11 protein-coding genes are annotated in these 14,804 nt (G+C 52.1%); 7 read left to right on the forward strand and 4 right to left on the reverse strand.

Annotated features, from left to right (window positions below):
* Window positions 1-203 precede the first annotated feature (203 nt).
* Window positions 204-1,871 carry an energy-dependent translational throttle protein EttA gene (gene ettA, locus H144_RS0107910; protein ID WP_019941516.1) on the reverse strand — a complete coding sequence of 556 codons (1,668 nt, stop codon included), beginning with the start codon at window positions 1,869-1,871 and terminating at the stop codon, window positions 204-206.
* Between the two features lie 72 nt (window positions 1,872-1,943).
* Here ettA and H144_RS0107915 point away from each other — a divergent pair, with 72 nt between their 5' ends.
* Complete coding sequence (locus H144_RS0107915) at window positions 1,944-3,224, forward strand: DUF349 domain-containing protein (protein ID WP_019941517.1); 1,281 nt, start codon at window positions 1,944-1,946, stop codon at window positions 3,222-3,224.
* 17 nt (window positions 3,225-3,241) lie between these two features.
* On the opposite strand, the gene H144_RS0107920 is transcribed toward H144_RS0107915, so the two are convergent.
* Window positions 3,242-4,261, reverse strand: a complete 1,020-nt coding sequence (locus tag H144_RS0107920) for a LacI family DNA-binding transcriptional regulator (protein WP_019941518.1) — start codon at window positions 4,259-4,261, stop codon at window positions 3,242-3,244.
* A gap of 281 nt (window positions 4,262-4,542) precedes the next feature.
* Between H144_RS0107920 and H144_RS0107930 the strand changes: the two genes are divergently transcribed.
* The 6 genes from H144_RS0107930 (at window position 4,543) to H144_RS0107955 (ending at window position 10,580) form a co-directional block, all read left to right on the forward strand.
* Window positions 4,543-5,154, forward strand: a complete 612-nt coding sequence (locus tag H144_RS0107930) for an RNA polymerase sigma-70 factor (RefSeq protein WP_019941520.1) — start codon at window positions 4,543-4,545, stop codon at window positions 5,152-5,154.
* A 139-nt stretch (window positions 5,155-5,293) separates the two neighbouring features.
* The gene (gene uxuA / locus H144_RS0107935; protein ID WP_019941521.1) at window positions 5,294-6,481 is read left to right on the forward strand and encodes a mannonate dehydratase; all 1,188 of its coding nucleotides are present in this window, start codon (window positions 5,294-5,296) and stop codon (window positions 6,479-6,481) included.
* A 17-nt stretch (window positions 6,482-6,498) separates the two neighbouring features.
* Window positions 6,499-7,926, forward strand: a complete 1,428-nt coding sequence (gene uxaC, locus H144_RS0107940; protein ID WP_019941522.1) for a glucuronate isomerase — start codon at window positions 6,499-6,501, stop codon at window positions 7,924-7,926.
* A 153-nt stretch (window positions 7,927-8,079) separates the two neighbouring features.
* On the forward strand, window positions 8,080-9,075 hold the full coding sequence (locus H144_RS0107945) for a sugar kinase (protein ID WP_026350501.1): 996 nt from the start codon (window positions 8,080-8,082) through the stop codon (window positions 9,073-9,075).
* 20 nt (window positions 9,076-9,095) lie between these two features.
* Window positions 9,096-9,761: a bifunctional 4-hydroxy-2-oxoglutarate aldolase/2-dehydro-3-deoxy-phosphogluconate aldolase gene (locus H144_RS0107950; protein WP_019941524.1), complete on the forward strand. Its 666-nt coding sequence runs from the start codon at window positions 9,096-9,098 to the stop codon at window positions 9,759-9,761.
* Between the two features lie 99 nt (window positions 9,762-9,860).
* Window positions 9,861-10,580, forward strand: coding sequence for a DUF3784 domain-containing protein (locus H144_RS0107955; RefSeq protein ID WP_019941525.1), 720 nt, complete (start codon window positions 9,861-9,863; stop codon window positions 10,578-10,580).
* Here the strand turns inward: H144_RS0107955 and H144_RS0107960 are convergent.
* A complete protein-coding gene (locus H144_RS0107960) occupies window positions 10,558-12,048 on the reverse strand; it encodes a tagaturonate reductase (protein WP_019941526.1) in 1,491 nt (496 codons plus the stop codon). The genes H144_RS0107955 and H144_RS0107960 overlap by 23 nt on opposite strands.
* Before the next feature lie 120 nt (window positions 12,049-12,168).
* Entirely contained in the window at window positions 12,169-14,685 is a 2,517-nt protein-coding gene (lon, locus tag H144_RS0107965) for an endopeptidase La (RefSeq protein ID WP_026350502.1), read from the reverse strand.
* Window positions 14,686-14,804: the final 119 nt, after the last annotated feature.

Genomic DNA, 14,804 nt, shown 5'->3' on the forward strand with positions numbered 1-14,804 from the left:
GGAATTCTAATTTTCGGCCTTAATGGCCCTCAGTCTAAGGTTTTTTGTAATGAATACTTGATAAAGGATGGTATGAATTTGATAGAAAGGTAGAATTTTAAAACTACAATGCAAGCGAATTAGTTAATAAATTCTACAATCGGTCACAAAAAAAGCGCCCACCTGGTATGGTGAGCGCCCGATCCTGCAATAGCTAATTGAAACTATGCCAGCTTCTTGTATTTGATACGCTTGGGCGTTGCGTCGCCGCCGAGCCGTTTGCGTCGGTTTTCTTCGTATTCGGAGAAATTACCCTCGAACCAGTACACCTGCGAATCGCCTTCAAACGCCAGAATGTGCGTCGCGACGCGGTCGAGGAACCAGCGGTCGTGGGAAATGATCACCGCGCAGCCTGCGAAGTTTTCGAGGCCTTCTTCCAATGCGCGGAGCGTGTTAACGTCAAGGTCGTTGGTCGGTTCATCGAGCAGGAGCAGGTTACCACCTTCCTTCAATGTCATGGCCAGATGCACGCGGTTACGTTCTCCACCCGACAGCGTTCCGACCTTTTTCTCCTGGTCGCCGCCGCCGAAATTGAACCGGCTCACATAGGCACGCGCATTCGCCTGCTTGCCGCCGAGCATAACCCAGTCGTTGCCGTCGGAGATGCTTTGGTAAACGGTTTTGGCAGGATCGAGGTTGTCGTGCTCCTGGTCCACGTAGGCGAGCTGCACGGTTTCGCCGACCTCGAAATGCCCGCCCAACGGTTTCAGCTGGCCGGTAATGAGTTTGAAAAGCGTCGTTTTACCGGCACCGTTCGGTCCGATAATGCCTACAATGCCATTCGGAGGCAATGCGAAATTGAGGTTTTCATAGAGCAACCGGTCCCCGAAAGCCATCGACACATCGTGCGCCTCGATGACCTTGTTACCGAGCCGCGGGCCCGACGGGATGAAGATTTCCAGTTTTTCTTCCTTCTCGCGGCCTTCCTCGCTGAGCAGTTTCTCGTAAGCACCCAACCTCGCTTTGGATTTGGCCTGTCGCGCTTTCGGTGCCAGACGAACCCATTCGAGCTCGCGCTGCAGTGTTTTCTGGCGTTTGGATTCGGTTTTTTCTTCTTTTTTCAGGCGTTCCTGCTTTTGTTCCAGCCAGGACGTATAGTTGCCTTTCCACGGAATACCTTCTCCGCGGTCGAGTTCGAGAATCCAGCCGGCCACGTTGTCGAGGAAGTAGCGGTCGTGCGTAACGGCAATGACGGTTCCCTTATATTGTCTCAAATGTTCTTCGAGCCAAAGTACCGATTCGGCATCGAGGTGGTTGGTAGGTTCGTCGAGCAGGAGCACGTCGGGCTGGCGTAGCAGGAGGCGGCACAACGCGACCCTGCGCTTTTCACCACCCGAAAGTGTTGATATCAATGCGTCGGAAGGCGGGGTACGGAGCGCGTCCATGGCAATTTCGAGGCGGTTGTCGAGATTCCAGGCATCCGCTGCGTCGAGTTTTTCCTGCACTTCGCCTTGTCTTTCGAGCAATTTGTCGAAATCCGCGTCTTCCGCACCGAAAGCCTCATTGATTTCGTCGAATTCTTTCAGTAGGTTCACGATTTCTTGTACACCTTCTTCTACGACCTCTCTGACGGTCTTGGTAGGATCGAGTTTAGGTTCCTGTTCGAGCATTCCCACGGAGTAGCCCGGAGAGAAAACCACCTCACCCTGAATATCCTTGTCGATGCCTGCGATGACGCGGAGGAGCGTCGACTTACCAGAGCCGTTCAGACCGAGTACGCCGATTTTAGCACCATAGAAAAAGGATAAATAGATGTTTTTAATAATATGTCTGTTGGGGGGAATGATTTTGTTAACCCCCGACATTGAGAAAATAATGGTTTCGTTACTCATTTTTTGTTTAATTTGTGCGTAACAAATATCGTTATATATCCCTACACTTAGCAGATAAAAAAAATTGAAAGAATGGAAAATGCCACATTGAATGATGAATACGGCTACGTTAAGGACAGCAAAGTATTTTTAAAGGGGTATCTGGATTTCCCCGACCGGCAAATTGGAGAAGTAAAAAGGACTGAGCAGGAAGCGATTGACTATTTCAAGAATCGTTTTAACATTGTCCTGAACAAAGTAGAACAGCTGGAACGTGAAATAGATGAAGCACTTAACAAGGGCTCCTATCTGACCAAGCTGATCCAGTTGCAGCGCAAATTGAAAGGTTTTGACGCATTGGGCGATTTCGTTCCCCTGCTGAACAGGCTGGAAGGGAAAGAGGAATATCTCAAAGGCCTGATCGAGGTCAACCAGCTGAAAAACCTTGAAATTAAACGCGCGCTGATCGAGGATGTGAAAGTTGCCGCCGCTGTTACCGATTACGCCGCAGCTACGGACCAGATTCAGGAAATCAAAGCCAAATGGATTCGTACCGGGCCGGTTGACAAAGAATACCAGGAAGAAATCGAAACGACTTTCCAGCAAATCCTGGACGACTTCTTCCAGCGCCGTCGCGATTATTTCGACGAGCAAAACAAATTGAACCAGCACCGTATTGAGGAATACGAAAAGCTAATCAAGATCACGAAAACGCTTAGTTATGCGAAAGATCTGGATGAGGCTTATGCGAAAGCAAGGGATGTCCGCAATGCATGGAACAATATCGGAGAGGTTCCGCCGAAGCGCTTCTTCAAAGTGAACAAGGCGTACCGTCACTTCCTGAAACTGTTCTATGACAAATACAATGCAGCGAAGGGCATCGAACCGAAAGTACGGGTTGACCCACGCGTGCTCGAGCAGCAAAAATTGCTGGCCCAGGCCGAAGCTTTGCTGAAATCGCCGGACATTATCGAAGCATCGCAGGAAGCGAAAGCGTTGCTCAGCAAATGGAAGGAGATCAAAATCCCGTTCAAGCTGGCCGACAAAGAGCTGTCCGAACGGTTCCGGATGATTTGCGACAAAATTTTCGAGTTGAGCTACCTGGCGCGCGTGATCAGCCGGAAATACCCGGCTTTCGACCTGAAAAGCCCCGAAGAGCAGCTGCGTACCAAATACCGCGAGCTCGAATGGCTTACCAAACGCGAGAAAAGCGACCTGGAATTTGCCCAGCTGGAATTTGACCGCACCGCTACCGGTGACCCTGAAATAGACAAGCAAGCCGCAGGGCGTATCAACATCCAGAAACGCAAAGTTCAGATGAAAGAGCGCATCCTGATCGAATTCGAAAGAAAACTGAAAGCGATTACCGGCTGATGCTCAGCGCCTGACGCTCAGCGCATAGAAGACTTGTTAATTACCAAATTGGATTGCAATACCCTGGTCTCGAATTCGGCCGGGGTATTTTTGCTTTCGATCAAATCCAGCAAAAGCGAAGTAGCCTGCTGGCCCATCTCGAACGACGGCTGCGTGACGGAGCTCACGGGAGGATCGAGAAGGGACGACATCGCGATGTCGCAAAAGCCGACCACGGCCACGTCTTCCGGCATATTGTAGCCGAGTTGCCGCAGCGCCCAGTGAATACCCATGGTAATGCGGTCGCTGGCGCCGAAAATGGCATCGGGGCGTTCGCGCAGCGCCATGAGCTGGTAGGTACGCTCGGTGCCGCCCGCCTGGGTAATTTCGCTGTGGAGTACCCATTCTTCCTGGAAATCGATCCCGTATTTCCGCAATGCATCCTTATATCCTTCCAGGCGGAACCGCGTAATGGATACCGGTTTCGGGCCTGCAATATGCGCAATGCGCCGGCAACCCCGCTTGATCAAATGTTCCGTGGCGTCGAAGGCGCCCTTGTAGTCGTCCACGCGCACCTTGTGCGTGTGCATGGCGTCGCTCACGCGATCGAAAAACACGACGGGAATGCCCTGCTCCTGCAATGAGGCGAAGTGGTCGATATTCTCCGACTGGCTCGAAATGGCTACTACCAGGCCATCCACACGCCGGGAGGCAATGTGCCGGGTGGCGGAGCGCTCGCGTTCGAGCAGCTCGTGGCTCTGATAGATCATCGTATGGTAGCCGCGGCTGTACGCAATGTCCTCGACGCCGCCGATGGCCGAAGAGTAAAAACGGTTGGCAATGTCCGGCACAATGACGCCGATCGTCTGCGTGCGGTTTTTAAGCAGGCTGATCGCGATCGGGTTAGGGTAATAGTTGAGCTGCTCGGCGAGGTCTATCACCTTCTGTTTGGTTTCTTCACTGATTTCACTGCTGTCGCGCAGTGCCCGCGACACGGTAGATTTGGAAATGCCGAGCTGCCTGGCAATCTCTTTGATGGTGATAGAAACCTTCTTCATAGGGTTATATAGAAATAGTACAATCCTGCTTAAAATTCCCTGAAATACACCGGCGGTCAATTGTTGCGCAAACCGGCGAATAGCGCACAAAGTTCCGGGAAAAATTGCGGGAACGGGAACGGTTCCGGGAACGGTTGCGTAAATTTATTGCTTTTTTTCAAGATTTATTTTTGTGTATCAACGAGCGAGTGTGTAAACTAGGTAAATCATCGACGAATACAAGGGGCTAAATACCACTACAATTCCAGGAAATTTTCTATAATTAACCTAGCTCAGTTTACATGGAGACAAACTCACTTACCAGTGCATTACCATCGGCCTGTTCCCAGAAAAGCATTCTGGAAGCCCTGTTTGGCAGAGTGGTGACTAACGGTGATTATAATGCCTTCCGCGAGTTGTTCACACGTCATTACCGGTCGCTTTGCAATTATGCGATGCGCGTGGTGGTAACGCGGGAGATCGCGGAGGAAGTGGTATCCGATGTATTTGTGAAACTTTGGAAAAATCGTGAGCAGATTGAAGTGCATACTTCCTTTCAGGCTTACATTTACAGGGCTGTGCGCAACCAGGCGCTCGACTACCTGAAATTGCGCATCCATCGTCAGAATGAGCGCGATTCGCTGGAATCGGTGCAGTGGAACATGAGCCACGCCGACCACTTTTCACCGGCGGAGGAGTTGTCGTACAACGAATTTTATTCGCATATAGAAGATTGCATCCAGGCATTGCCGCGCCAGTGCCAGCTCATTTTCCGTCTCAGCCGCGAGGAGGGCCTGCGTTACCGTGACATTGCGGAACGCCTCGAAATCTCGGTTAAAACGGTGGAAACCCAAATGAGCCGGGCATTAAAAGTCCTGCGCGAGCGCGTGCCGGAGCATCGGCTGGTAGCTTAGGGGCTGTAAGCTATAAGCATTAGGCTGTAAGCTGTATGCTTTAAGTTTGCGACAAACCATAACTGAACTAATTATAAAAATAATAACCGGCGCCTAATGCTTACAGCTTACAGCTTATCGCGCCGCAAGGCATTATCAAATGGCATTAGAACAAACCTGGCGTTGGTTCGGACCTAACGATCCTGTTTCGTTGCAGGATATCCGGCAGGCCGGGGCAACCGGAATCGTCACCGCATTACATCACATTCCCAATGGGCAAGTTTGGGAAGTATCAGAAATTCAGGCGCGTAAACAGTTGATCGAAGACGCAGGCCTTACATGGTCGGTCGTGGAAAGCGTACCCGTGCACGAGTCGATTAAAACGCGGACCGGCGATTTTGAAAGCCATATACGCAATTATCAGCAGTCGCTCCGAAACCTGGGGCAATGCGGTATCGATACCGTTTGCTACAATTTCATGCCCATTCTCGACTGGACGCGCACCGATCTGGACGCGCCGATGAAGGATGGTTCCACCGGGCTGCGGTTCGACGCGACGCAGTTCGCGGCATTCGATCTTTATCTTTTAGAAAGGCCGGAGGCTGGCGAGCTGTATACCGACGAACAAAAACGCGCTGCCAAAATCTGGCTCGAAATGGCGTCGGAGCAAGAGAAGGAAAAACTCGTCCGCAATATCATCGCAGGTCTGCCGGGTTCCGAGGAAAGCTTTACCGTGGAAGAATTCAGGAAGGTTTTAAAGACCTACGAGCATATCGGCGACCTTGAACTGCGTACGCATTTGTACCAGTTTATCCAGGCCATCGGGCCGGTGGCCGAAGAAGTGGGTATCAGGCTGGCGATCCACCCGGACGATCCTCCGTATCCGATCCTGGGCCTGCCGCGTGTGGTGAGCACGGAAAACGATGCGGAAATGCTTTTGAAAGCCTACGATAACCAGGCCAACGGCATCTGTTTTTGCACAGGATCCTACGGCGTAAGGCCGGATAACGATCTCGCCGGAATGGCAGAGAGGCTAGGAACCCGCATCCATTTCATCCACCTGCGCGCCACCAAGCGCGAGCACGACGGCAGCTTTTTCGAGGCCGATCACCTGGATGGGGACGTGGATATGTACGGCGTCATGAAAGCTTTGATAACCGAGCAGAAAAGGCGGGAAAATGAAGGTAGAACCGATTTGAGAATGCCTTTCCGTCCTGATCATGGCCACCGTATGCTCGACGACCTGTCGGCCACGAAGCGGACCAACCCCGGTTATACGGCTATTGGCCGCCTGCGCGGGCTCGCGGAATTGCGTGGGCTCGAATACGGGATAGAAAGAAGTTTGTGATTGTAAGACAAGAAAGAATGGAAACGATTAGCACAGCCGTACAAAAAACCTTCATTTCCGAAGACTTCCTCCTCCGTTCGGAAACTGCGCGCATCCTTTATCATGATTATGCGAAGGAAATGCCGATCATCGATTACCACTGCCACCTGCCGCCCGATCAGATCGCGGAGGACAGGCAGTTTGAGAACCTGACGCAGATATGGCTGTATGGCGACCACTACAAATGGCGCGCCATGCGCTCGAACGGTATCCATGAAAGATACTGTACCGGCGACGCGAGCGACTGGGAGAAATTTGAGCAATGGGCCGCAACCGTACCATACACGATGCGTAACCCGCTCTACCACTGGACGCACCTGGAACTGTTGCGCTATTTCGATATTGACATTCTCTTAAATAAAGATACGGCAAGGGAAATTTACGACGAATGCTCGGCTAAGCTGCGCCAACCCGATTACTCGGTGAAAAGCCTGCTGAACCGGATGAATGTAAAGGTAATTTGCACTACCGATGATCCAACGGACGCGCTGAATTACCATAGCGAGATCAGTGACAGCGGTTTCAATATCCGCGTGCTGCCGACATTCAGGCCCGATAAAGCCATGCTGCTGATCGATTCGCCGGAAGATTTTAAGCAATATTTGTCTAAACTGGCGAAGGCGGCGGGTATCGGCGAGATTACGAGCTATGAAGCATTGCTGGCTGCCATGCAGAACCGCCACGACTTTTTCGCGTCGATGGGCGGGCGATTGTCTGATCATGGTTTGGAGCATATTTATTCGGAATTTGACGAAGCGGCGGCGCGCGAGGCATTTGCGGCGGCATTGAGAGGCGAAAAACCTTCGGCCGGGCAGGCATTGGCGTTCAAATCGGTGCTGCTGTATGATCTGGCGAAACTGGACCACGCAAAGGGCTGGACGCAGCAGTTCCACCTCGGTGCGCTGCGTAACAACAATGCGCGGATGCTCCGCGAGCTGGGCCCCGATACCGGCTGGGATTCCATCGGCGATTACAGCCAGGCGCAGGCGCTCTCGAAATTCCTGAACAAACTGGATTCGACGGACCAGCTGGCGAAAACGATTTTGTATAACCTCAACCCGTCGGACAACGAGGTGATCGCGACGATGATCGGTAATTATAACGACGGCAGCGTGGCCGGTAAAATGCAGTTCGGCTCGGGCTGGTGGTTCCTCGACCAGAAGGATGGGATGGAGCGGCAGATGAATGCGCTATCGAATATGGGCCTGTTGAGCCGTTTCGTAGGAATGCTCACCGATTCGCGCAGCTTCCTTTCGTACCCGCGCCACGAATATTTCCGCCGAATTCTCTGCAACCTTATCGGCCAGGACGTAGAAAACGGCGAGCTGCCGAACGATATTCCGTGGCTGGGAAAAATGGTGGAGGATATTTCTTACCATAATGCCAACAAATATTTTGGCTTTTGACGAAAATTCGAATTTAAATACACTCATAAAAAGAATAGCCCAGACATTTGTTGTGGGCTATTTTAATGTTAATACGTAATTTTAGCCCGTAATCATTTTTCCAATGGCCCGTCAGGAAGCTCATTTTTTGGCAAACGGGCAATAGCTTAAAATATGGCTCAGATTGTTTCCTTCGGAGAAGTCCTTATGCGGCTTTCCACCCCTGGTTTTTCCCGTTTTGAACAAGCCCGTCAAATGAATGTTACGTATGCCGGAGGCGAAGCGAATGTTTCGACCGCCCTGGCATATTGGGGGCACAGCACGGCGCACGTTACCCGTTTCCCTGACTCGCCCATCGGACGCGCAGCGGCTCAGTACCTGCATTTTCATGGTGTAGACACGTCGCACATCATTTACGGCGGTCCGCGGATGGCCGTTTATTTTCTCGAAACCGGCGCGGCGATGCGCGGCAGCCAGATCGTCTACGACCGGGCCAATTCATCCCTCGCGACGATCGATCCAAAGGAACTGGATTGGGATAATATCCTGAAAGACGCGAAATGGTTTCACTGGGCGGGTATCACGCCGGCCCTGTCGCAGGAAGCCGCCGACGCATTGCTCGACGGCATTAAAGCGGCCCGCAGACGCAACATTACCGTTTCCGGGGACATTTTCTACCGCGCCAATTTGTGGAAATATGGTAAAAAGCCATCCGACATTCTGCCTGAACTCACGGCCGGAACGGACATCGTGATCGCCAACAGCATCAATATCAAGGAGATTTTCGGCATTGACGGAAACGATTTTGTCGAATCCTGCGTCAATTTACAGAAGGCTTTCCCGCAGGTGAAAACGGTGGTGGATACGAAAAGAACGTCGATCAGCGCTTCGCACAACCTGCTCCGGGCATTTTTGTGGAACGGCAGCGAGGTGCTGGAAACGGAAGACATAGAAATCAATCCGATCATCGACCGCGTAGGTGGCGGCGACGCATTCATCGCCGGCCTGATCCACGGGCTTATCAGCTTCGACGATCAGCAGAAGGCGCTCGAATTCGGCGTGGCGGCATCCGCATTGAAACATACCATCGAAGGCGACGCATTGATTTCGACGGTGGAAGAAGTGGAAGCCATTCGTCAGGGAGAGACCTCAGGAAGAATCAAACGCTAAGCAGTCATCTGCCAACAATCATGGATAAAGAAACAACACTGATACTTTTGAACGAAGTGGGCGTATTGCCCCTGTTCTATCATGCCGATATTGAAATAGCCAAAGAGGTGATCAATGCCGCTTACCGCGGAGGTGCACGCGCATTCGAGTTTACCAACCGCGGCGATAACGCTTTTAATGTATTTACGGAGCTGCTGGCTTATACAAAGGAAAGTCTGCCTGGCCTCTCGCTCGGTATCGGCACCATTTACGATGCAGAAACGGCTCAGAAGTTCATTGATGCAGGCACGGATTTCATCGTGACGCCCTGTCTGAATCCGGCCGTAGGCGCGGCTTGCGTAAAAGCAGGCATCCCGTGGATTCCCGGCGTTTCCACGTTGACCGAAATTTACAATGCACAGCAAGCTGGCGCGGAAGTGGTGAAACTCTTCCCGGGCGAAGTGGTAGGCTCCGCATTCGTGCGCGCCATCCGCGGGCCTATGCCAAAGGTAAAAATCATGGTAACAGGCGGTGTGCAGCCCACCAAAGAGAGCATTAACGAATGGTTCGGTGCCGGTGCTTACGCCGTAGGATTGGGTTCCAACCTCTTCCCGAAAGACGTCGTTGCAGAAGGTAACTACCCCTGGATCGAGCAAAAAGTAGCCGAAAGCATCGCGCTCGTGAAAGAGTTCCGCGCGAACAGCTGACATATTGCCAGGCGGATGGACTTGATCACCATCCGCCTGACCCATTGACTTTCTCCCGCATAATTTTGTAACTTATAAGGCATTTAGCCGTGACAAATTATGCTTATCGCCGCATTATTGCTTTCGTTGATCACTTTGACATTGGGTTTTATCGTAACACCCAACAACGCCCGGTACCTGCTTTCGGGGTACAATATGATGTCCGAGGCCGACCGTGCCAAGTTCGATATTGGGGCGTATTTGAAGTTTTTCAACCGTTTTCACATCTTTTTGGGCATTAGCCTGCTGGTAGGTGTGCTGATACTAAACTTGTTCAGCGCCAACTGGGCGACGATCTTTCTCGTCATGTACCCGCTGCTCGGGTATGTGTATATGCTCGCGATCGGCAACCGGTTTTACACCGGAACCAGCGGACAGCGCGTCGGGACGTACGTAGCGATGGCAATACTGCTCGTGGTGACGCTCGGAGTAGGGTTCATGCTCTTCTCGGGAATGCGCAGCAGCGAGGTTTTTTTGACTGATAATGCATTGGAAATCAAAGGAATGGATGGCATTAAGATCGGCAAAAAAGAGCTGACGAATTTCACCATCGTCGATACGATTCCCGACATTGCCAGCCGGGCCAACGGCTTTTCGGCCGGGGAATATTCGAAAGGATTGTTCCGGACAAATGACGGCCGGTACGTCAGATTGTATATCAATAAAAAAACTCATCCCTACCTTTTAATAAATGCTGGCGGGGATGAGATCTATTTTAGTTCCGACAAAATATCGGCTTTGGAACTTTACAATCAGCTCAAAGTGTGGAAGTCCCGGTAGCGACCGGCTCGGCCATGTAGCCTTTCACGGCATCCGCAAAACCCGGTAGCAATGTAAGGTCCGTGTCCCAAAGCGACACATCGCTCAGCACCTGCTGTGCCAGATCGACCGGCGATGCCGCATTCTGCCATTTCTCATCGAAATAAGCCGCCGAATCGCAGCGGATGGAGTACGGCTGGCCGTCGCGCTCGCCATAGTAAGCGCCGTCTTTGTGCACGACCGGCTTCATGAATTTCAGGAATGCAGCAAATCCTTTGGCAAACAGCGCGGGTACTTCTTCCGATTGCTCGTAATGCCTCAAAAGCGTGGGAATGTTGCGCATTTTCATCTTCGCCGTGTATTGCACCGTAATGTCGATCAACTGGTGGCGGATAAACGGGTTCCGGAAGCGATCGAGCACCTGGCGACCGAATTCCCGGGCCTGCGCGGGGTCGACATCGTACGGTATGGCGGGCGCCAGCTCATTGAGCATTAGCCGTTCGATAAATTGTGCCGTATCCGCGTTTTCCATCGCCTCGCGCACGGTATCCAGGCCATGCAGGAATGCAAGCCCTGAAGACAGCGTATGGGTGCCATTCAGCAAGCGCAGTTTCAATTCCCGGAAAAGGTCAATGTTCGGTTCGATGACCACCCCCTTGTCGGCCTGAGCGAAGCTCAGCACATCGCGCACATGCTGTCCGCCTTCGATGGCCCAGAGACGGTACACTTCTGAAACGATCAGCAGATCGTCGCGGAAACCTTGTTTTTGAGACAATGCTTCGATCGTCTCCGCGTCCGGCTTGCCCGGTACAATGCGGTCCACGAGCGAGCTGCAAAAATGGTTATGCTTTTCGATCCATTCGATGAAGCTGTCGCCCAGGTCGTGCCGGCGTGCCTGTTCGAGCACGATGGCTTTCAGTTTCGGGCCGTTGCCCACGATCAGTTCAGTCGGCACGATCACCATGCCCGATTCTGGCGTGCCGTTGTAAGCCTTGTAGCGTTCCAGCAGGTAGGCGGTCAGTTTGCCGGGAAAAGAGGCCGGCGGATTGGCGAAAATATCGTCGTCGGTAAGCTGTATACCTACCTCCGTCGTGTTGGAAATAACAATATTGAGTGCCGAATTATGGGCGCATTCGAGCACGTCGGCCCATTCGGTAGCGGCAGCCAATGTGCGGCTGATGCTCGTGTTGATGACCGACTCGTCGATCTGGTTGCCATTTTCGATCCCGCGGATGCTGTGGGAAAATACATTCTGCTGCTCCGAAAATGCGTCGGTCCCGCCGGTGCTGGTAGATTTCACCACCACGATCCGTCCGTTGAAAACACCCTGTGCATTGGCCTTGTTGACGAAATAATCGGGCAGGCCGCGCAGGAGCACGCCGGTGCCGAACTGGATGATTTTTTCAGGCAATGCAAGAAGTTTCCGGTGATCGTGGAGAAGTTCGGGCTGCTGGTCGAGCAGTTGAGGGGAAAGCTGCGGTAACGACATTTTCTGGTACAATAAATGGTTCGACTGTATGACGCCGTTTGGAAAGCGTAACCCCTAAACAAAAAGAGGCACCTTTCGGATGCCTCTCATGCATATTTTTTTCAAAGTAATTTCCTGAAACTAAACGGTCATCGTCGCGAACCCGCTTTCTTCTCTTTCCCGCTTTTCATCGGGGAATACGAAATTCATCGGGTTGTTGACCTTCTCGGGAAGCAGGGCGATGTTCAGCACCTCATCGATCTGGTCCACATAATGGAACGAGAGGTCCTTGATGTAATTCGCCGGTACCTCTTCCACGTCCTTGCGATTTTTGACACAAAGAATGATCTCCTTCACGCCCGCACGGCGCGCGGCGAGGATTTTTTCCTTCACGCCACCCACCGGAAGCACTTTTCCGCGCAGGGTAATTTCGCCGGTCATCGCGATGAACGGTTTCACACGTCGCTGCGTGAATATCGAAGCCATGGAAGTGACCATCGTCACGCCCGCGCTAGGCCCGTCCTTGGGCACCGCGCCCGCAGGTACGTGTACGTGCAGGTCGTAATGGTTGAATATCCGGTAATCGATTCCCAGGCGTTCCGCGTTGGCTTTGAGGTATGACAATGCGGCTACGGCCGATTCCTTCATTACATCGCCCAGCTGGCCCGACAAGGTCAATCCGCCTTTGCCGCGGCTGAGGCTCGTTTCGATGAACAGGATTTCACCGCCTACCGAAGTCCAGGCAAGGCCCGTTACCACGCCGGCGAAATCATTGCCCTGATACAAATCTTTATCAAAGATCTCGGCACCAAGGTATTTCTCCACCTGGTCCGATTTAACGGTTTTTGGGTAATCCTGCTCCATCGCTACCGATTTTGCGATTTTCCGTATCACCGTGCCTACTTTTTGTTCGAGGTTACGTACGCCCGATTCGCGGGTATAGCCTTCGATCAGTTTCAGCAATGCCGAATCGTCCACTTTTACGTCCGTCGCTTTCAGGCCGTGGTCTTTGCGCTGCTTCGGTACCAGGTAGCGTTTTGCGATCTGCAACTTCTCTTCGATCGTGTAGCCGGTCATTTCGATGATCTCCATCCGGTCGCGCAGGGCGGGGTGAATGGTATCAAGCGAGTTGGCAGTGGCTACGAACAGTACTTTCGAAAGGTCATATTCTACTTCGAGGTAGTTGTCGGTGAACGACGAGTTTTGTTCCGGGTCGAGCACTTCCAGCAATGCGGAAGAAGGATCGCCGCGGTAGTCGGAGCTCACCTTGTCGATTTCATCCAGAATGAACACCGGGTTGGCGGAACCCGCTTTTTTGATGTTCTGAATGATTTTTCCAGGCATAGCGCCGATATAAGTCTTGCGGTGCCCGCGGATTTCGGCTTCGTCGTGCACACCACCCAGCGCCATGCGGATATATTCCCGGTTCAGCGCCTTGGCGATCGACTTTCCAAGCGAGGTTTTACCCACTCCCGGAGGGCCGTACAGGCAAAGGATCGGTGCTTTCAGGTTACCTTTCAGTTTCAGCACCGCCAGGTATTCGATAATGCGTTCTTTCACCTTTTCGAGGCCGAAATGATCGGCGTCGAGGATTTTTTGCGCCCTTACAAGGTCGAAATTGTCCTTGGTATACTGTCCCCACGGCAAATCCACGAGTGTTTCCAGGTAATTCATCGTTACCGGGTATTCGGGCGCCATCGGGTTAATGCGTTGCAGCTTGCTCAGTTCCTTGTCGAAATGCGCTTTTACCGAGCCTGCCCATTTTTTCTGGCTGGCTTTCAGACGGATTTCGTCCAGGTCGCGCTCGGGGCTGTCCATGCCCAGCTCGTCGTGCAATACTTTAATCTGCTGGCGCAGGAAGTAGTCGCGCTGCTGCTGGTCGATATCTGAGCTGGCCTTGGTCTGTATCTCGCGTTTCAGTTCCAGCATTTCAATTTCCCGCATCATGTATTGCAGCAAAAGCGTCGCCTGCTTATGGCCGTTGCGCTCTTCGAGCAATTTCTGCTTGTCGGCGACCTCTACATTGATATTCGACGACAGGAAATGAATGAGGAAAATCGGGCTTTCGATGTTATCGAGCGCAATGCGTGCTTCCTGAGGGATCTCGGGATTGAGGCGCATGATCTTATGCGCGCCGTCACGCAGGGATTGCAGCAGTGCCTTAGCCTCTTTCTTGGTAGGTCCTACAAACGAATCCTCGATTGCCCGTACTTCCGCCGTCAGGTAGGGCTCTTCGTTGACAATCGCTTTGATCTCGAAACGCTGCCTGCCCTGAACGATGATCGTCACATTGCCGTCGGGCAGGGTGATCATTTTCAGAATCTGTGCAACGGTACCGATATTGTAAAGGTCCTCGGCCGTGGGATCCTCCTTGTTGGGGATTGCCTGCGTAACGGCACCGAGAATACGCTGATTGATGTCGGAATTGCGGTATATTTTCTTAACAAGCCTGATCGCCTTCTGGCGCACAACGGTAACAGGGATAACCATTCCGGGGAACAGCACCGTTTGCCTGATCGGGAGTATCGCTAACTCGTTGGGAAGTTCAAAAGGCTCGTCAGAGCCATCGGGGCCGCCAAGTGGAACGATTTCAAGGCTATCCATGTCCGAGTCGGACATCAGCAGCCGGCTATATAGATCAGAAGGTTCAAATTTCATAGGCATTCTGTCAAATTGACAGATAATCTTTTCCCAATATATAAATAATGACTTTCATATGAAAGGCATTATAAAAACAAAATAGCCGTGCCACTACGCATTATGTCATGCAATTTTAT

The organism is Dyadobacter beijingensis DSM 21582, from assembly GCF_000382205.1.
GTDB lineage: Bacteria > Bacteroidota > Bacteroidia > Cytophagales > Spirosomataceae > Dyadobacter > Dyadobacter beijingensis.